Raw genomic sequence first — 18,643 nt, 5'->3', positions numbered from 1 at the left:
GGGAGAAAGCTTGCAGCAGAGAGAGGGGCTAAACTAAGTAAAAAAGTAAAAAGGGAAAAAATTAAAACAGGCCGTATAGCTGGGAATCGATCCTGGAAATGATCTCTCCCAGGTCTTCTTCGCTGTCGGGAAATTTGTTCTTGTCGATATCTACTACCAGCAGCGGCCCTTCCTGGTATTTCTCGATCCAGTTATTGTAATATTCGTTCAGCCTTTTGAGGTAGTCCAGCCGGATGTTCTCTTCATACTCCCTGCCGCGTTTCTGGATCTGGGCCACCAGGGTGGGCACGGAAGCGTGAAGGTAGATGAGCAGGTCTGGCGGCTTTACCATAGACTTCAGCGTTTCAAAGAAGTTGAAATAATTGTCGAAGTCCCTTTTGGTCATCAGGCCCATTTCATACAGGTTAGGCGCAAAAATGTGCGCATCCTCGTAGATGGTGCGGTCCTGGATAACAGTGTCTTTTCCGTTCTGGATCTCCAGCAGCTGTTTCAGACGGCCGTGGAGGAAGTATACCTGGAGGTTAAACGACCAGCGGGGCATATCTTCATAGAAATCATTCAGGTAGGGATTGTGTTCTACATCTTCAAACTGGGGTACCCATTTGTAATGCTTGGCCAATAATTCGGTCAGGGTGGTTTTACCCGCACCAATGTTCCCCGCAATCGCGATGTGCTTGATCTTGTTCTGTTTTGCCATGCTTTTATTGTGGTAAGTAAAAGTCCTATGCTTCAGTAAGTGCAATACAAAAGGATAATTTACGCAATAAATTGCGTTTTTAAGCCTATTTCTTCGCTTACGGCTGTGGTCACCCGTAATACTCGATCCCTATCAGCTTTCTTGCTGCTTGCAAAGTTTGTGCCGCACTTGCACGCGCCTTTTCAGCGCCGGTTTTCATGATACGGTTCAGGTAGGTCTGATCTTGCTGCAGCTCCTTTGCTTTTTCACGGATGGGGGCTATGAAGTTAACCATATCCTCTGCCAGCTGTTTTTTCATATCTCCGTAACGGATAGAACGGTCTTCATAGTCTTTTTTAAACTTATCGGTCACATCCGGTGAAGATACCTGTTGCATTAACAAAAACAGGTTGGCAATGGTTTCGGGCATGGGGGCGCCCTCTTCGGCAGGTCCGCTGTCGGTTTTGGCCTTCATGACCTTCTTACGGATCATATCATCGGTATCGGCCAGGTACAGGGTAGCCATTTCATTTTCACTCTTGCTCATTTTACCGTTTCCATCCAGGCTGGGTATCCTGATCAGGTTGTCGCCAAAGTTAAAGGCTACCGGTTCGGGGAAAAGCTCGCCATAACGGCCATTAAAGCGCTGGGCAAAGTTGCGCGCCATTTCCAGGTGCTGTTCCTGGTCCTTCCCTACCGGTACTTTTACCGCGCGGTGGATCAGGATATCGGCGCTCATCAGCACCGGGTAGGTCAGCAGCCCGGCGTTCACGTTCTGGGGTTGCAGGCGCACCTTATCTTTAAAAGTAGGTACTTTCTCCAGCTCTCCCTTGTAAGCCAGCATATTCAGCAACAGGTACAGCTCGGCAATCTCCGGCACATCGCTCTGGGCGTATAGAGCCACTTTTTCAGGATCCAGCCCCGAGGCGATATTTTCCGCCAATACACGGAACACATTGCCCCGCAGGTCTTTAGGATCAGGATGAGTGGTCAGCGAATGCCAGTCTGCCACAAAAAAGTAGCAGTTAAAATCTTCCTGCATCCGGATGTAATTGCGGATCGCGCCAAAGTAATTGCCTAAATGTAAAAATCCTGTAGAGCGTATACCGCTAACTACTATTTCTTTTCCTGTTGCCATAATGGGCTGCAAAAATAACCAAATTCCAAAGACCATGGGTCAAATTCCAAATACCAAATACCAAATAACAAAGGCTTAGGGCCAAAGCCAGATACCGAAGGGCAAATTCCAAATTCCAGACTATCTTCGTGTAAGCCCACACCTCCATTTGGAATTTGGATTTTGGGATTTGGATTTTGGGATTTGGATTTTTGATTCACTACATTTGAGGAAATATCATTTAATTTGATCATGGAAGTAAATGACGCATTGGTACAACAGCTGGCAGAACTCGCCAGGCTTGATTTCAGCGAAGCAGAAAAAGCCGGTATCCAGCAGGATCTGCAACGGATGATCACTTTTGTGGAGAAGCTGAATGAGCTGGATACTACCCATGTTAAACCCCTGCTGTTCCTTACGGAGAACTATAACGTATTCCGCGAGGATAAGGTCATCCCTTCCATAACCCGGGAAGAAGCGTTGAAGAACGCCCCTTCTGCCAGCGATCAGTATTTCAAAGTGCCGAAAGTTATCAAGAAATAATGCTGTACTATGCGCCCATCTTCTGTCATCCATCTGGAAAACATCCGTAAAAGCTACTTTATCGGCCGTAACGAACTGCCGGTACTGAAAGGCATTTCCCTCGACATCTTCAAAAATGAGTATGTGGCCCTGATGGGACCTTCCGGTTCCGGTAAGTCCACCCTCATGAATATGCTGGGCTGCCTGGATACTCCTACCAGCGGCAAATATGTGCTGAACGGACACGATGTCAGCCAGATGGAAGATAACCAGCTGGCGCATGTACGCAACAAAGAAATTGGCTTTGTATTCCAGCAGTTTAACCTGATGCCGCGCCTTACCGCCCTCGAAAATGTGGCCGTGCCCCTGATCTACGCCGGTATTTCCAAGAAAGACCGGGAAGAGAAAGCACTGGAAATGCTGAAAAAGGTAGGACTGGGAGAGCGCTACAAACATAAGCCCAACGAACTGTCGGGCGGTCAGTGTCAGCGTGTGGCCATTGCCCGCGCCCTGGTGAACGACCCGTCCATGATCCTGGCCGATGAGCCCACCGGTAACCTGGATACCAAAACATCCGTTGAGATCATGGAAATATTCGGTAACATCCATGCTTCCGGCAATACCGTTGTACTGGTTACCCACGAAGAAGACATTGCAGACCATGCACTGCGCATTGTTCGCCTGAGGGACGGCGTGATCGAAACCGACCGCGTAAATGAAAGGCACCTGAAGGCAGAGCAGAACTCCTAAAGCAGCAACCATGGCATTCAGGATCTACACCAGAACAGGCGACAAAGGCAAAACAGCCCTGATAGGCGGCACCCGGGTGCCCAAAAGTCATATTCGTATAGAGACCTACGGTACGGTCGATGAATTGAACTCCTACATTGGCCTGGTGAATGACCACATTACCGACGAAGCCACCAATTCCCTGCTGAAAGAGATACAGGACCGCCTCTTTACCATCGGCTCCTCCCTTGCCTGCGATCCGGATAAAGAGACGAAAATGAGCATCCCCGACCTGCATGCAGAAGATATAACACTCCTGGAAACCAGTATTGATAAGATGAACGGTGAACTGCCGGAAATGAAATCTTTTATCCTGCCGGGCGGACATGTGGCAGTGTCTACCTGTCATATTGCCCGCTGTGTATGCAGGCGCGCAGAACGTTTATGCGTGGGTATGCAGGAAGAAGGACTCCCCGTAGAAGCGCTGGTGTTACAATATTTAAACCGGCTGAGTGATTACCTGTTTGTACTGGCCCGCTGGATTGGCCACCAGCTGGGGGTGGCGGAGATTGCCTGGAAACCAAGGGTTTAAGAACCGCTGATGATCTTCCCATCCTTCATCACCAGCTGCCTGTCGCTCAATGGCGCCAGTTCTTCATTATGTGTCACAATGATAAAAGTCTGGTTCAGCTTATCCCGCAACTCCAGGAACAGCTGATGTAATTCCCGCGCATTCTTTGAATCCAGGTTTCCCGTTGGCTCATCTGCCATCACAATATCCGGGTTATTGATCAGGGCCCGGGCCACCGCCACTCTTTGCTGCTCTCCCCCTGATAGCTGGTTGGGCTTGTGCCCTGCACGGTCTTTCAATCCCAGGGTGTCCAGCAGCTCCTCTGCCCTTTTCTGCACCTTCCCATTGGAGGCGCCCGCAATATACCCGGGGATACAAACATTCTCAAGCGCGGTGAACTCAGGCAGCAGGTGGTGGAACTGGAAAATAAACCCGATATGACGGTTCCGGAAGTCTGCCAGCGCATTTCCCTTCAGGGCAGTCAGGTTGGTATCGCCCAGCCATACCTCGCCGGATGACGGGACGTCCAGGGTTCCCAGCAGGTGCAGCAGGGTGCTTTTCCCTGCCCCGGAAGAACCTACAATGGTTACGATTTCTCCCTTGCTGACAGATACATCCACCCCCTTCAGCACCTGTAAGTTGGAATAATTTTTGGTAAGATTGCGAGCAACTAACATACTCAAAGAAAAGTAATTAACCTTTAAAATAGTAATAGTTGTTTATTTCAAATTAAATAATACTTTTGCCAAAATTTAAAGAAAGTAAAAATTTTATTAACATGTACTGGACATTAGAATTAGCTTCATACCTGGAGGATGCTCCGTGGCCAGCTACGAAAGACGAGCTGATAGATTATGCCATCCGTTCCGGTGCACCCATAGAAGTGATCGAAAATTTACAGGAACTGGAAGATGAGGGAGAAATTTACGAAGGAATAGAGGACATCTGGTCCGACTACCCATCCCAGGATGACTTCTTCTTTAATGAGGATGAATACTAGATAGAGAACCACCCATCCGCCTTATTGCCTTCTCTGGCGTCCTCCTATCCAACAAAAAAATTAAGCCGCCCCGCTTGCTAAACGGGACGGCTCTTTATTTATAGTTGTCAGCTGACAACCTTTATTATTTCTCCATCTGTTCTACCACTGCAGCCGAAACCCCTGTAAAGGAGAAACCGCCGTCATGGAACAGGTTCTGCATCGTTACCATGCGGGTAAGGTCTGAGAACAGGGTCACACAGTAATCAGCGCACTGGTCTGCAGTAGCGTTACCCAGGGGGCTCATTTTCTCTGCATAGGAGATAAAGCCGTCAAACCCTTTCACACCGCTGCCGGCTGTAGTCCTGGTGGGCGACTGTGAAACCGTATTGATACGTACTTTCTTCTTCACGCCATAGTGGTAGCCAAAGCTGCGGGAAATAGATTCCAGCAGGGCTTTTGCATCCGCCATCTCGCTGTAGTCAGGGAATACCCGCTGTGCTGCGATGTAGGTCAGCGCTATTACAGAGCCCCATTCCGCAATGGCGTCCATCTGGTAGGCTGTTTGCAGCACCCGGTGTAATGATATGGCAGAGATATCGAAGGTCTTGTGGTTGAAATCGTAATCAAGATCGGTATAAGGCCTGCCCTTACGCACGTTCATGCCCATTGCTACGGAGTGGAACACGAAGTCTATTTGACCGCCAAAATGCTCCATGGATTTGGTGAACAGGTTCTTAATGTCATCCAGGTTAGTAACATCGGCTGGGATCACGGGCGCTTTGCAGGTTTCCGCCAGCTTCTTGATCTCCCCCATACGCAAAGCAATAGGTGCATTGGTAAGCACGATCTCGGCGCCCTCTTCCACACAGCGGATCGCTGTTTTCCATGCAAGAGACTGCTCGTCCAGCGCTCCGAATATGATACCTTTTTTTCCTTTTAATAAGTTATGAGCCATTGGGTCAAAAATTAATTTCGGCAAAAATAGTATAAATAGTTGTTAGTTGTTAGTCATTAGCCGTTAGTGCCTGAGGCAATTAATTTTCCCTAACAACTAATAACTACCTACCAACGTTCACCAGCAAACAGCTAACCGCCAACAGCTGGCAGCTAATCAATTCATCACCATCTCCCTTGCATTCTCCAGCGCAGCTGCCGTAGGCTTCTCACCGCTCAGCATCTGGGCAATGGCGTTGATGCGTTCTTCCTGTGAGAGCAAACGTACGCCGGTGGTCACTTTGCCACCTCGGCTTTCTTTATATACAAAGTAATGTGCGTTCGCTTTGCCGGCTATCTGCGGCTGGTGCGTAATGCAGATGATCTGGTGCGCACGCGCCAGGTCTTTCAGGATCACGCCTACCTGCCTGGCGGCCTCGCCAGAAATGCCAGTGTCTATCTCATCAAAGATCAGCGTGGGCAGTGCTACAGACTGCGCTACCAGCGATTTGATGCACAGCATCAAACGGCTTAATTCACCGCCCGATGCCACTTTTCGTATAGGCGCAAACTGGCCGCTCTTGTTGGCATCAAACAGGAACTCAATATTATCCTGCCCGTAAGCCTGCAGCTGACCGGCGCTGATATCTACTTTTAAACAGGCATTGGGCATCCCCACCTGCGCCAGCAGTGCGTTTACCTTCTTTTCAAAGGGCGCTGCCTGCTGCCTGCGTTGTGCAGTGATAGCATCTGCCACTTTCCGCAGCGATTGCAGCAGCGTGTCCAGTTCCTTTTCCTGCTGTGCGATCTGCTCATCTGTATTCAGCGCGCTTTCCACCCTCGTTGCAAGGTTCGCCTTTACTTCCAGCAGGTCTGCGGTGGTTTGCACCCCATGCTTCTTCATCAGGCGGTAGCCGGTGGCCAGCCTTTCATTCACCTGCTCTATCCGGGCGGCATCGTGTTGTACGCCGTCGTTGATACGTTCTATTTCATTTGCGATATCCTGTAATTCCAGGTAAGCAGATTGCAGTCTTTCTGCCAGGCCGGGCAGCTCTGCCTGGAAGCCGGACAGCCCCTGCAAAGATGATTGCAGCTGCCTTAGCTGCTGCAGCACCGGCTGTTCATCTTCCTTCAGCTGGAAAACCGCTTTGCTGAGGGTATTCTTGATCTCTTCGGCATGCGACAATGTTTTCAGTTCTGCATCCCGCAACTCGATCTCATTGTCTGTAAATGCTGCATCCTCCAGCTCATCCAGCAGGAATTTGTTATAGTCCAGCTCTTTATTGGCGTTATCGCGCTGCTCCTGCAGCTGTTTCAGGTTGCGCTGCACCTGGGTATAGCGCTGCCATTGCTGCTGGTACTGCTGCAGCTGCTCGGGTTTATTTACCAGAGCATCTATCACCCTGCGCTGGAAATCGCTCTTTTCCAGTTCCAGCGTATCAAACTGCTGGTGAAGGTCTACCAGGTATCCGCTCAGGTCTGCCAGCTGGGAGAGGTTTACCGGCGTATCATTTACAAATGCACGCGACTTACCGGCGGCGCTGATCTCCCGGCGTATGATCAGGCTGTCTTCTTCCTGGTCCAGTTCATGTTGCTGAAAAAATTCAGCCACCTGCGCCTTTTTGATCCTGAACAGCCCTTCTACCACACATTTGCCGGATTTGTCGAATAACACCCCCGGATCTGCCCTTTCCCCCAGTATCAGAGACAATGCCCCCATCAGGATAGATTTACCGGCGCCCGTTTCACCTGTGATGATGTTAAGGCTGCCGGAGAAATCGATCTCCAGGTGGTCAATGATCGCGTAATTCTTAACAGTCAGTTTCTGTAACATATAGGGAGTTTGCGTTACTGGTACGAATTAAAATTAAAAGCCCGAAATTTAAACAATAAGTTATGCACAATCCGCCACGCTGATTCCCCGAACATCACCTGCACAAAATAAATCCGGGGGAACGAAATGTATTTGCGCACCCCCGGATCTGTATGCCGCCGTCCGGCGGATCAGGTTGTCTGGTTATTTGCCGTTCACCCGTTGTATCCCGGCTTTGGCCCGCTGATCAAGCGAGTTCTTATAATCATGGCCCTGCATATCCAGGCAGCTTTGGAAGCATTGCCGGGCTTTAACTTTGTCGTTACGTTTCTCGTAAATATATCCCATCTGCAGGGCCGCCCTTGCCGCAAAATATTCGGGGCGGTTGGCCCCTGCCTTTACAGTGGCCTCATACATCTGGATGGCCTGATCATCCATGCCCATCTCATCATAGATACGGCCCAGGCGATAGGCATATTCCAGTCTTTCTTCTATCAGCGCAAAATCTGCCGCTTTCTTATGCTGCAATAGTTTCAGCGCTTCACTGAACATGCCGCCATCGCTCAGCAGGCGTGCTTTCAGCAGCACGGCATTGGGCCATTTACCGCTTTTCGCTTCCTTCAGTGCCTGCTTATCTTCATCAATATCAGTGCTGCCACGGGTAAGTATCATGGCCCGGTACTTATTGGCCGCATCCATATTGCCATGAATGTAATAGTACCAGCTGAGGCGTTGTAAGGCCTGTTTCAGGTAAAACCTGCCTTTGAAATTATTTACGAATTTCTCCAGGTATACATGGGCGTCATCCTCCATGCGCACCAGCTTCAACATACCCAGCAGATAGTTTTCATAAACTATATCTGCGTATTGCGCACTTTGGTTCCGTTCTGTCAGTATTTTAACGCCCATCTCCGCCTTCTGGTTGTTGAGGGCCAGGTTGGCCACCATGATGGCAAACAGGTAGTTGTTACGGGTATCGAGGTGACGGCTTTGGATGAACTGCCAGAGCTCATCCGGCTTATTCTCCATGGTGAGCTTGAGATAGCAGTAATAATAGCAGGCTTCCGGCCTGAAAAGCTGTGCCTGCGGCGCATTGCTGTCAATGAAATTCTGCAGGGCATGCATACCGTCTTTAATGCTGCCCTTCATGCCCAGCATATTGCTCACCCATTTATAACCATCGGGAATGGTGCCGAACACGGTTTGCATGGTGCCCAGCAGCATCGTATTGGGCAGGAACTGCGGAAACTTGCGCTGGTTGTCTTTCAGGGTCTGGTAAGCCTTGCGTATTTCCCATCCGGCATCCCACCGATCCCCGAATTTAATACGGATCAGTGCCCACTGGAATTTGATGGCCGCCTGTGTGTACAGGTAATAAGGCGAGCTTTCCGGGCCCTCTTCCATCTTTGAAAGGCGGGTGCTGCGTAACCCCTTCCGGGCGTTATACATGGCCGGATCCTCATTAAAATACAAGGGGAAAAAATCAGCGTAATTGTCAAGAAAGTAAGGGATCAGGTTATCAGGATGTTCCCTTTTTTCAGCTTCCAGCAGCGCCTTCCCATCATCAATGCGCAGTTGCATGATGGCCTCATAGGCTTGCTGGCAGCGTGTATTAAAATCATATGCCTTTTGACGGGCAGAAGCGGAGAAAAAGATACTCAACAACGTGAGCGTTAGGAAAATACGCATGGCCAAAGGTAGTCAAATTCCGTTCCAAACGTTTTAACAGGCGGCAGTGACCAGTGCTTACCCGCTGGTACAAAAAAAGCAGTTAACAACCAGGATACCTGACTGTCAACTGCTGATTATTTCTTTGAAAAACGAACTTAGATCGTTACCGTAGCTTCCAGGTCATTGTCTACCACGATACGACCGCAGTGCTCACATACAATGATCTTCTTACGCTGACGGATCTCTGCCTGACGCTGAGGGGGGATAGCGTTAAAACAGCCGCCGCAGGAATCACGCACGATAGATACCACAGCCAGACCGTTACGGTAGTTCTTGCGGATCTTTTCGTAGGCAGCCAGTAAGCGGGGCTCTACCTTGGTACGGGCTTCCTCGCTCTGTTTACGGATCTGCTTTTCTTCCTTGTCAGTTTCACCGATGATCTTTTCCAGCTCGCCTTTCTTGTGCTTCAGGTTCGCTTCTTTATCAACGATCGCCTTCTTGGCAGATTCCAGTAACCTGGTCTTGTCTTTTATTTCTTCGTTAGCGTCCTTGATATGCTTTTCCGCCAGTTTGATCTCCAGCGTCTGCATTTCAATTTCCTTTGTGATAGCTTCAAACTCGCGGTTGTTCTTTACGTTGTCCTGCTGCTTCTCATACTTCTTTACCAATGCCTCGGACTCTTTGATCGCTGCCTTTTTGTTGGCAATAAAGTCCTGGATGCCCCTCAGTTCATCTTCCACATGAGACAGGCGGGTATTCAGCCCTTCCACCTCATCTTCCAGGTCTTTTACTTCTATTGGCAACTCTCCTTTCAGTACCTGGATCTCGTCCAGCTTGGAATCTATCTTCTGCAGCTTGAGTACAGACACCAGTTTTTCCTCTACGGAGTATTCTTTTACAGTAGCCATATATTGTTTTATAAATAATTTACCGGATTTGTACGAATTGTAGATTTAAGAGGCGCGAAATTACGAAATTTTTCGGTCAAAATATTGTAAAATAATTCAACTGTGAACTGCTCGCTTTCAAAATGACCCACATCTGCTATAATAAGCTGGTTCTCAGCATCAAAGAACTCGTGGTACTTGAAGTCGGCAGAGATATAGGCATCCGCCCCGGCGGCAATGGCTTTCTTCAGCAGGAAACTGCCCGCTCCCCCGCAAAGGGCCACCTTTTTTACCGGTTGGCCCCTTAAAGGCGTATAGCGTACACAGCCTGTCTGGAACTGTTCTTTTACCAGCTGCAGAAAGGCGGTCTCCTCCATGGGCTGCGCCAGCGTGCCGATCAGGCCCGAGCCCACCTGCTGATATGCATTATCCAGCCGTACAATATCATAAGCCACCTCTTCATAAGGATGGCTGTTCAGCAGGGCCTGTATCACCCGTCCTTCGAGGTACAGGGGGAAGATCACTTCCAGCCTGGTTTCCGGCTCTGTATGCCGTTGTCCCTGCTGCCCCACAAAAGGATCCGTTCCCGCTCCCGCCTTAAAGGTGCCGCTGCCTTCGGCATTAAAGCTGCATTCGCTGTAGTTGCCGATATGGCCTGCTCCCGCGGCAAACAGGGCCGCCCTCACCTTTTCAGCCTCCGCATGGGGCACAAAGGTAAAGAGCTTCTTCAGTACGTCTTTTTTGGGCGCCAGCACCCGGCACTGCTCCAGGCCAAGGCGTTGCGCCATCATCCCGCATACCCCGTCCCGCACATTATCGAGATTGGTATGGGCGGCATATACCGCGATATCGTGCTTGATGGCTTTGATGGCCACCCGCTCCACGTAATTGCTGCCGGTGATCTTTTTAAGTCCGCCAAATACAATGGGATGGTGGGCCACCACCAGGTTACAGTTACGTGCAATCGCCTCGTCTATCACTGCTTCCGTAGCATCCAGGCTCAGTAATGCATTACTCAGCTCCCAGTCCGGATGGCCAAACAGCAGCCCTGCATTATCATAGCTTTCCTGGTACTGCAGGGGTGCGAATGATTCTATGGCGTTGATGATATCCTTTATCTTCATAGGCGAAAATTAATGGATTTTAAATTATTAATTTGCCGTCATGACGACCGTAACATCATCCAATGAACTTTATAGCCGCTACAAAGAGAAAATGCAGCAGATTGCAGACGTGCGCAATGCCATGGCGGTATTAGGCTGGGACCAGGAAACCTACCTGCCGGAGAAGGGAGCGGCCTTCCGCGGACAACAACTGACCACGCTGTCTACCATTGCCCATGAAATGTTCACCGCCAGTGAGCTGGGCGAGCTGTTAAAGGAGCTGCACCAGCGTACAGACCTGAGCGCTGTACAGCAAAAGAACGTGGCCCTCTCGCTCGAAGATTACGAGAAGAACAAAAAATACCCCTCCACCTTTGTGGCAGCATTGTCTCAGGCCACCAATGCCGCCTACCATGCCTGGATCAAAGCGCGTAAAGCCAACAGCTATGCGGAGTTTGAGCCCCTTTTGTCAAAAATGGCGGAGCTGAAAAAACAGGAAGCCGGCATACTGGGATACGAGGGCCATCCCTACAATGCACTTGTTAACGAATACGAGAAAGGCGCCACCACCGCCATGCTGGATACCATCTTTGACGATGTGAAGAAAGCCCTTACCCCGCTGCTGCGCCGTATAGAACAGCGCCCCCAGGTAAACAAGGACTTCCTGCACAAACACTATGACCGCAACCAGCAATGGCAGCTGGGCATTGCCCTGCTGAAAGATATGGGGTATGATATGGCCGCCGGCCGCCAGGATATTTCTGAACATCCCTTCACCACCAGCTTCAACCCGCAGGACGTAAGGGTTACTACCCGTATTGATGAAAATGATTTCGGCAATATGACCTGGAGCTGCATCCATGAAGGCGGCCACGCCCTATATGAGCAGGGACTTCCGGTAGATGAATACGGCCTTCCCTGCGGAGAGGCCGCCAGCCTGGGCATTCACGAATCACAGTCACGCCTCTGGGAAAACAACGTAGGCCGCAGCCTGGCCTTCTGGCAGCATTACTACCCGCAATTGCAGCAAAGCTTCCCGCAGCACCTGAAAGAGGTGCCGCTGACCGCCTTCTATAAAGGCATCAACCAGGTACAGCCCTCCCTGATACGCACGGAAGCCGATGAGCTGACCTACCACTTTCACGTGATGATCCGCTATGAAATTGAGAAGGGCTTACTGGAAGGCACTTACACCACCAAAGACCTGGACCAGGTATGGAACCGCTACTACCAGGAATACCTGCACGTTACACCCCCCGGCGATAACCAGGGCATCCTGCAGGACATTCACTGGTCGCATGGCAGCTTTGGATACTTCCCTACTTATTCGCTCGGCAGCTTCTACGCGGCACAGCTTTTTGCTGCGGCACAACAGCAACTGCCCGGACTTACAGAACAGGTATCAACAGGGCAGTTTAAGCCATTACTGGACTGGCTGCGTGCAAACGTACACGCCCACGGCCGCTTTTATACTTCAAACGAACTGTGTGAAAAGGTGACCGGCAAACCGCTGGATTTTCAGTATTTCCTGCAATATGCAGAAGAGAAGTTCGGGGAGATCTATAGCTGAAAGCAGTAAAAGTCTGCTCCCAGGATATAGTAGAGATATAGTAGCGATATAGTAGCGATGAAGTACCTCTTAAAGAGATACGACATCTATGCAACATCAATACGCTTCATCCGGATAATGTCCGGGGAATCTATACAGATCTACCCGGTAAACTGCGGGGTAAAGAGGGGGTATACCGGGAATGATACGGAACTGGTACCAACCATCACTGCAGCACGGCTTCCAGTTCCTTCTTTTCCACAATACCTTCTTTCCTCCATGCCTCTTTTCCCGCTTTATAGAAAACAAAGGTGGGTAATTTTTTGGCGCTGATTGCCTGCATCACCTCCTGGTCTTTTCCGCCGTCTACCTTTACCAGCTTCACATCCGGATGTTCTTTCAGGAAGGCCTGCAGCACCGGTTCCATTGCCCGGCAGGGCGGACACCATGCTGCGCCAACATCCACCAGCACCAGGCCATGCTGAACAGACTCCCTGAAATCATTCAGCGCCAGCTGCTTTTCTGCGGCCGCACCTTCCAGGGGTTTGCCGGCTTCCTTCCATGCTCGTATACCGCCATCCATTTCCACTACCTCTTTAAAACCATTTTCACGCATCCATTTAGCCGCTGCCGCACTACGGCCGCCGCTGAGGCAGTAAATGTAAACGGGCTTTTGTTTATCGAGATACTGTACCCGTTCTGCAAACTCCGCAGGATTGGTATAATCCGCCTGCAATGAACCGCTGATATGGCCGGAGCTGAACTCCTGCGCGGTTCTTACATCAAACAGCTGCACGTTCTCCGCGTGCATACCTTTGTCAAAAGTTTCCACATTTACGGTCTGGGCCACTGCATAGGATGTAAACAGCAAATAAGCCGCTACAGCAGGTAATACGTTCAGGCAAAATTTCATATCATTCTTTTTCCAATACAAAGATCATAAAAAACCGGTGACTATCACCTTATTGCTGTTTTCAGCAGTACAAGCTTACTAATATTAGCACATATTGCAATATAAAATGCTTACTTTTATTCCTGTTTTTATGCCTATACTTTATAGCTGACCGGCGGGGACGAAAATCAGAAAAAGTAGACAGGATATACCGATATACCTATTGCCATAACCATGAAATGCCAACTACACCTATGTCGTCATTGGTCTGCCCAATGGAAGCAACTTTTGCGACGCTCCACCTTCCTGGTATCCATCTTATTATGCCACATTTTACCAGCTGTTGCCCAAACCCATCACGTGGATTTTGATGCCGACCGGTGGAACGGCTGCGAACCACTGGCCGTACAATTCACCAACCTCTCTGATCCCGGTTACAGTACCGTGAACTGGAGCTTCAGCGTAGGCGCAGATGTATCTGACCCTAACCCCGGAAGGATCTTTAACAACGCCGGTGTTTACAAAATCACCTTAACCGTTACCTATCCCGATGGCGCGGTTGTAACAAGGGAAAAAGATGTTACCGTGTACCGGAAACCCATTCCCGCCTTCAGCACCTCCGTACCGGGAGGATGTACCCCCCTGGCAGTGACTTTTACCGACCAAAGCGCCCCGGGAGACGGCTCCATTACCAGCATTACCTGGGACTTTGGCGACGGCACTAACGGTACCGGGCCTACGGCTACTCATACCTATACCTTGAGCGGCAACCAGACCACCTCTGTGATCGTTGTTAACAGTCACGGTTGTACGAATGGCACCACCAGGCAGATCAACATCCAGGAACCGCCTGTTGTACGATTTGCTGCCGATGTTCGCAGCAGCTGTACCGCCCCGCTGACCGTCAACTTCTCCAACACCAGCACCTCGCCCAATGGCTCGGCCATGACCTACCTCTGGGATTTTGGGGACGGCGCCACCAGTACCGATGCAACGCCACAGCATACCTATACAACGGAAGGTCAGTTTACCGTACGCCTGACTGCCACCGCAGCAGGCGGATGCAGCCAGACACTGACTGAAACGAATTATATCCAGATCGTGCGGATGGTGCCCGATTTTGCCGCTGTCGGCAACGTTTGTGTAAACCAGCCGCTGACACTGGAGAACAGAACTACTCCTGCGCCACAAACGGCTCGCTGGGATTTCCCGGATGGCAGCACACAATACGGCGTTAACATCACACATACCTTTACGCAGCCCGGCGATTATCCCATCACCATGACGGCTACCGGAACCGGTGGCTGCCAGGAAACCATCACCAGGACCATTCGCGTAAACCCGCTGCCCACCGCTGATTTTACGGGCACTCCCGCCATATCCTGCCGGGTGCCCACCATCGTTAACTTCAACGCACAAACGACAGGCGCTACCACCTGGACCTGGAACTTTGGCGATGGCGCCACCGGCAGCGGGCAAACCGTGAGCCACAGTTATGCTGCCCAGGGTAATTATACCGTGAGCCTTCAGGCATCCAATGCTGCCGGTTGTAGCGTGAACATTACAAAACCGGATTATATACAGATACAGGAACCTACAGTTACCTTTTTTGTAGATACGCCCCGCGGGTGTGTTCCCTTCAGCTCCAATTTCATACCCACCGTTGTGAGCATAGACCCGGTGGTAGGTTATAACTGGAATTTCGGCGATGGCACTACTTCCAACCTGGAAAGACCCAGCCATACCTGGACTACCCAGGGAGACTTTACCGTAACGCTGGAGATCGTCACACAGAGCGGCTGTACTGCTACGGCTACCGCTGTAATAGAAGCCGGTTTCAGATCAGTTGTTGATTTCGAGGTGGATAAAACCAGGGGCTGTCAGCCGGACATCTTCCACTTCATCAACAGGTCTGTTCCGCCGGGCGATGAATGGCTATGGCAGTTCCCGCAGGACGGCTCTACTGAAACGGCAGAGAATCCTGCCCACCAGTTTAACCAGATAGGCCAGCATGATGTAATACTGACTGTGTTCAACAACGGCTGTCCGTCTACCCTGGTTAAACCCATGCTCATTGAAATATACCCGCCGGTGGCCAGGTTCACCGTGCTGCCCGACTGTGTGAACAAATACGACCGCCAGTTCAATGACCAGTCTGACTTTGGCGCCAGCGTATCCAGGAGCTGGCTGTGGGACTTCGGGGATGGCAACACCTCTACCCTGCAGTCGCCTTTACACACGTATGCAGCAGCAGGTACCTATACGGTAAGGCTTACGGTAGACAATGGCAGCTGTACCTCCACCACAACACAGCAGGTACTGATCATCGACGAAAAGGTGGCTATCGCCCCTACAGCGCCCGCCGTTTGCGCCGGCAATGCTATCGGCTTTACCATCACCAATGCAGACACCATCCACAACAACCTGATCCGGTTTTACCGCTGGGACTTCGGGGATGGTACCGTGCAAACCATTGACGCTGCCGATTTTGACCCGGATGCTGTATACAATCACACCTATAATACGCCCGGCAACTTTAACGTTGTAGTGACCATAGAAGACCTGAACGGCTGCCAGACGGTGTCCAACACCGTTGCCGTTACCATCAACGGCATTACGGCCAATTTTACCTTCACCGGTAATTGCAGGGAAACGCCTTTCACCTTTACAGATGCTTCCGTTCCCGCCTTTCCTACCACCGTCATCACTTCCTGGATATGGAACTTTGGCGATGGCAGCCAGCCGGATACACTTACCACGCAGCCGGTGGGTTACCCGCACACTTTCCCGAACATGACGGGTTACCCCGTAAGGCTGACGGTAACAGACCAGTTTGGCTGCACTTCAAGTGTTACCAGGAACGTGAATGTGAATGTGGTAAATGCATCGATCGTGGTACCACAGCAGGAAGCCTGCCTGCAGAAAGCTTTTGGTTTCTCCAACAACTCCATCGGCAACAACCTTACTTTTGACTGGAGCTTCGGCGATGGCGGCGTTAGCACCGAAGCCGCTCCGCAACATACTTACACGGCGCCCGGCGTTTATACCATCAAGCTGACGGTAACCGATAGTGACGGCTGTATGGCCAGCCAGGAGGCTTTGCATTTTATTACCGTACGCAACCCGCAGGCCGCGTTTACTGTGCCCGATGACATTGCGCCTTGTCCGCCCGTACTGGTGCCGTTTACCAACGGCTCTTCAGACTATGACGAAGTGGCCTGGCAATTTGGTGACGGCAGCACCTCTCCGCTGGAATCACCCAGCCATGCTTACAGTCGCCCGGGCACCTATACCGTAACCCTTACCGTTAGCACCGCCGGTGGATGCGCGGTAGATACCACCATGGACATCTTCATAGACGGCCCTGACGGCAGGCAGTCTGCCACTCCTACCAAAGGATGTATGCCCCTGCACATCAGCATGAGCGCTACGAGCACCAACGCCGTAAAATATATCTGGGACTTTGACGATGGTCACCTGGTAACCACCACTACACCGACTACCGATTATACCTATCCGAAAGAAGGCATCTACTACCCCAGGGTGATCCTGGAAGACGCCAAAGGCTGCCAGGTACCTGCGCTGGGTAATGACACCATCGTGGCAGATAAGGTAACGGCCCGCTTTACGATGGATAATGCGGCGGCCTGCGACAGTGGCTTTATCTACTTCATGGATAACAGCAGCAGCGTTACCCTGGATCAGCTGGGCGAAGCCATGACCTACCAGTGGGATTTTGGTGTACCGGGTAGAACAGACGATATTGCCACCGGCCGTAACCCACGCTTCTTTTATACGCAGACAGGGGTTTACCAGGTACACCTGCTGGTAACCAGCTCCCTGGGATGTACGGATACCATTACACTACCGGCTGTGGTGTCGCCCCAGCCAGAGGCGGAGATATTGCCACTGACACCGCTTTGCGCCGGTGGCGAGGTACAACTACAGGGACGTGAGCGTAAACAGCTGGCTGGTACCCAATGGCACTGGAGAGTGGGACAGGATCTGTACGATGTGACTACACCGCCTGCCCTTACTTTTGAAACGCCCGGTGATATTCCTGTGGTGCTGACCATCAGCAATGGCGATGGCACCTGTCCTGATACCGCCGGCAGCACCATCCAGGTACGTCCTTATCCGCTGCTGGACCCAACACCCAAACAGGCGGTTGTGTGCGAAGGGAGCCCGCTGCAACTGCAGGCTAACGTAGACGCAGGCACGCAGGTTACCTGGACCGACTACAATATTTCTGACCCGCGCAGCACCACACCCGAGATTACACCTGACCGGGACACCACCTATCACGTGATAGCGCAGAATGCCTTTGGCTGTATGCGTGAAGCAGATATATCCATCACCGTTAGCCGCCGTTTCGAAGTAAACACCACTGATGTATCTATCTGCCACGGCAACAAGGTACAGCTGAACGCGGGCGGCGCCGTGACCTACAGATGGATACCCGAAACAGGACTGAACCGTGCTGATATTAATAACCCGATTGCCGGTCCGGAAAACACGACCACCTACCAGGTAATAGGCTATGGCAATGATGCCTGCTTTACCGATACCGCCATTGCGGTTGTGACGGTACATCCATCTCCTGAGATCAATGTAGGCCCGGACCTGGTAGTAGCCACCGGGTCTGAAGTACGCCTGCAGCCGGTATTAAGCACAGATGTGACCAGCATACAGTGGAGGCCTGCCGAAGGGCTCAGCTGTATAGACTGTGAAACGCCGCTGGTTTTGCCAAGGTCCAACATCAATTATTTCGCCACCGTTACCAACCAGTACGGCTGTACAGCCACAGATGGTCTGAATATCAGGCTGGTATGCGAATCCAGCTCCATATTCCTGCCTAACACCTTTACGCCCAACGGAGACGGGCAGAACGACATCTTTTACATCCGTGGCCGCGGCGTGCGGAACGTTAAAGTGTTCAGGATATTCAACCGCTGGGGACAACTGGTATTCGAACGCAGCAACCTGAGCACCGATGACCCCACCAGCGGTTGGGACGGTAAGTTCCAGGGCATTCCTGTGAACCCCGATGTGTTCATTTACTATGCAGAGCTGGTGTGCGATTCGAATGAGACGTTTACGATGAAGGGAAATGTGACGGTGCTCAGATAGCAGATAAATAGCAGTTGGCAGTTAGCTGTTAGCCGTTAGTGATGGAGGCGAAAATGATCTTCGCTTTG

At 51.0% G+C, this 18,643-nt stretch carries 16 protein-coding genes; 6 read left to right on the top strand and 10 right to left on the bottom strand.

All coding sequences use genetic code 11. The annotated features are described in order from the left end of the window. Positions 1-61 precede the first annotated feature (61 nt). The 3 genes from Q0577_RS01610 to Q0577_RS01600 form a co-directional block, all read right to left on the bottom strand. A complete protein-coding gene (locus tag Q0577_RS01610; RefSeq protein ID WP_298732123.1) occupies positions 62-697 on the bottom strand; it encodes a deoxynucleoside kinase in 636 nt (211 codons plus the stop codon). 109 nt (positions 698-806) lie between these two features. Then, positions 807-1,814, bottom strand: a complete 1,008-nt coding sequence (trpS, locus tag Q0577_RS01605; RefSeq protein ID WP_298732121.1) for a tryptophan--tRNA ligase — start codon at positions 1,812-1,814, stop codon at positions 807-809. Next, a complete protein-coding gene (locus Q0577_RS01600; protein ID WP_298732119.1) occupies positions 1,793-2,047 on the bottom strand; it encodes a hypothetical protein in 255 nt (84 codons plus the stop codon). Before Q0577_RS01600 ends, trpS begins: the two co-directional genes overlap by 22 nt. On the opposite strand from Q0577_RS01600, the gene gatC reads away from it, so the two are divergent. Genes gatC through Q0577_RS01585 form a run of 3 tightly spaced genes read left to right on the top strand, consistent with a single transcriptional unit; the run spans position 2,046 to position 3,636 of the window. Continuing rightward, entirely contained in the window at positions 2,046-2,336 is a 291-nt protein-coding gene (gene gatC / locus Q0577_RS01595; RefSeq protein ID WP_298732117.1) for an Asp-tRNA(Asn)/Glu-tRNA(Gln) amidotransferase subunit GatC, read from the top strand. The two genes, Q0577_RS01600 and gatC, sit on opposite strands and share 2 nt — an antisense overlap. Positions 2,337-2,345: 9 nt before the next feature. Continuing rightward, the gene (locus tag Q0577_RS01590) at positions 2,346-3,065 is read left to right on the top strand and encodes an ABC transporter ATP-binding protein (RefSeq protein WP_298732115.1); all 720 of its coding nucleotides are present in this window, start codon (positions 2,346-2,348) and stop codon (positions 3,063-3,065) included. Positions 3,066-3,075: 10 nt separating this feature from the next. Continuing rightward, the gene (locus Q0577_RS01585; RefSeq protein WP_298732114.1) at positions 3,076-3,636 is read left to right on the top strand and encodes a cob(I)yrinic acid a,c-diamide adenosyltransferase; all 561 of its coding nucleotides are present in this window, start codon (positions 3,076-3,078) and stop codon (positions 3,634-3,636) included. On the opposite strand, the gene Q0577_RS01580 is transcribed toward Q0577_RS01585, so the two are convergent. Then, positions 3,633-4,292 (bottom strand): ABC transporter ATP-binding protein, encoded by a 660-nt coding sequence (locus tag Q0577_RS01580; RefSeq protein ID WP_298732111.1) that lies wholly within the window; start codon positions 4,290-4,292, stop codon positions 3,633-3,635. The two genes, Q0577_RS01585 and Q0577_RS01580, sit on opposite strands and share 4 nt — an antisense overlap. Before the next feature lie 101 nt (positions 4,293-4,393). Between Q0577_RS01580 and Q0577_RS01575 the strand changes: the two genes are divergently transcribed. After that, on the top strand, positions 4,394-4,615 hold the full coding sequence (locus Q0577_RS01575) for a DUF2795 domain-containing protein (protein WP_012794455.1): 222 nt from the start codon (positions 4,394-4,396) through the stop codon (positions 4,613-4,615). Between the two features lie 124 nt (positions 4,616-4,739). Here Q0577_RS01575 and Q0577_RS01570 read toward each other — a convergent pair whose 3' ends face one another. The 5 genes from Q0577_RS01570 to Q0577_RS01550 all read right to left on the bottom strand — a co-directional run bounded on the left by Q0577_RS01570 (position 4,740) and on the right by Q0577_RS01550 (position 11,025). Further along, the gene (locus Q0577_RS01570; protein ID WP_298732109.1) at positions 4,740-5,552 is read right to left on the bottom strand and encodes an SDR family oxidoreductase; all 813 of its coding nucleotides are present in this window, start codon (positions 5,550-5,552) and stop codon (positions 4,740-4,742) included. 156 nt (positions 5,553-5,708) lie between these two features. Continuing rightward, positions 5,709-7,364 (bottom strand): DNA repair protein RecN, encoded by a 1,656-nt coding sequence (gene recN / locus Q0577_RS01565; RefSeq protein WP_298732107.1) that lies wholly within the window; start codon positions 7,362-7,364, stop codon positions 5,709-5,711. A gap of 183 nt (positions 7,365-7,547) precedes the next feature. Further along, a complete protein-coding gene (locus Q0577_RS01560; protein WP_298732106.1) occupies positions 7,548-9,032 on the bottom strand; it encodes a hypothetical protein in 1,485 nt (494 codons plus the stop codon). A gap of 137 nt (positions 9,033-9,169) precedes the next feature. Then, positions 9,170-9,922, bottom strand: coding sequence for a C4-type zinc ribbon domain-containing protein (locus Q0577_RS01555; RefSeq protein WP_298732104.1), 753 nt, complete (start codon positions 9,920-9,922; stop codon positions 9,170-9,172). Positions 9,923-9,930: 8 nt separating this feature from the next. Beyond that, a complete protein-coding gene (locus Q0577_RS01550) occupies positions 9,931-11,025 on the bottom strand; it encodes a Nif3-like dinuclear metal center hexameric protein (protein WP_298732102.1) in 1,095 nt (364 codons plus the stop codon). A 40-nt stretch (positions 11,026-11,065) separates the two neighbouring features. Here Q0577_RS01550 and Q0577_RS01545 point away from each other — a divergent pair, with 40 nt between their 5' ends. Further along, positions 11,066-12,574: a carboxypeptidase M32 gene (locus Q0577_RS01545; RefSeq protein WP_298732100.1), complete on the top strand. Its 1,509-nt coding sequence runs from the start codon at positions 11,066-11,068 to the stop codon at positions 12,572-12,574. A 205-nt stretch (positions 12,575-12,779) separates the two neighbouring features. On the opposite strand, the gene Q0577_RS01540 is transcribed toward Q0577_RS01545, so the two are convergent. Beyond that, complete coding sequence (locus Q0577_RS01540) at positions 12,780-13,466, bottom strand: rhodanese-like domain-containing protein (protein ID WP_298732098.1); 687 nt, start codon at positions 13,464-13,466, stop codon at positions 12,780-12,782. A gap of 267 nt (positions 13,467-13,733) precedes the next feature. Between Q0577_RS01540 and Q0577_RS01535 the strand changes: the two genes are divergently transcribed. Next, positions 13,734-18,575 (top strand): PKD domain-containing protein, encoded by a 4,842-nt coding sequence (locus Q0577_RS01535; protein WP_298732096.1) that lies wholly within the window; start codon positions 13,734-13,736, stop codon positions 18,573-18,575. Positions 18,576-18,643 lie beyond the last annotated feature (68 nt).

The sequence above is a fragment of the uncultured Chitinophaga sp. genome (assembly GCF_937898475.1).
Lineage (GTDB): Bacteria > Bacteroidota > Bacteroidia > Chitinophagales > Chitinophagaceae > Chitinophaga.
This window is presented reverse-complemented; position numbering and strand designations above follow the sequence as displayed.

Coding starts and splice junctions, on each gene's coding strand:
- Q0577_RS01585 (WP_298732114.1), top strand. CDS start 3,076: ATGGCATTCAGGATCTACACCAGAACAGGCGACAAAGGCAAAACAGCC.
- Q0577_RS01600 (WP_298732119.1), bottom strand. CDS start 2,047: ATGATCAAATTAAATGATATTTCCTCAAATGTAGTGAATCAAAAATCC.
- Q0577_RS01570 (WP_298732109.1), bottom strand. CDS start 5,552: ATGGCTCATAACTTATTAAAAGGAAAAAAAGGTATCATATTCGGAGCG.
- Q0577_RS01580 (WP_298732111.1), bottom strand. CDS start 4,292: ATGTTAGTTGCTCGCAATCTTACCAAAAATTATTCCAACTTACAGGTG.
- trpS (WP_298732121.1), bottom strand. CDS start 1,814: ATGGCAACAGGAAAAGAAATAGTAGTTAGCGGTATACGCTCTACAGGA.
- recN (WP_298732107.1), bottom strand. CDS start 7,364: ATGTTACAGAAACTGACTGTTAAGAATTACGCGATCATTGACCACCTG.
- Q0577_RS01540 (WP_298732098.1), bottom strand. CDS start 13,466: ATGAAATTTTGCCTGAACGTATTACCTGCTGTAGCGGCTTATTTGCTG.
- Q0577_RS01575 (WP_012794455.1), top strand. CDS start 4,394: ATGTACTGGACATTAGAATTAGCTTCATACCTGGAGGATGCTCCGTGG.
- Q0577_RS01550 (WP_298732102.1), bottom strand. CDS start 11,025: ATGAAGATAAAGGATATCATCAACGCCATAGAATCATTCGCACCCCTG.
- gatC (WP_298732117.1), top strand. CDS start 2,046: ATGGAAGTAAATGACGCATTGGTACAACAGCTGGCAGAACTCGCCAGG.
- Q0577_RS01545 (WP_298732100.1), top strand. CDS start 11,066: ATGACGACCGTAACATCATCCAATGAACTTTATAGCCGCTACAAAGAG.
- Q0577_RS01590 (WP_298732115.1), top strand. CDS start 2,346: ATGCGCCCATCTTCTGTCATCCATCTGGAAAACATCCGTAAAAGCTAC.
- Q0577_RS01610 (WP_298732123.1), bottom strand. CDS start 697: ATGGCAAAACAGAACAAGATCAAGCACATCGCGATTGCGGGGAACATT.
- Q0577_RS01560 (WP_298732106.1), bottom strand. CDS start 9,032: ATGCGTATTTTCCTAACGCTCACGTTGTTGAGTATCTTTTTCTCCGCT.
- Q0577_RS01555 (WP_298732104.1), bottom strand. CDS start 9,922: ATGGCTACTGTAAAAGAATACTCCGTAGAGGAAAAACTGGTGTCTGTA.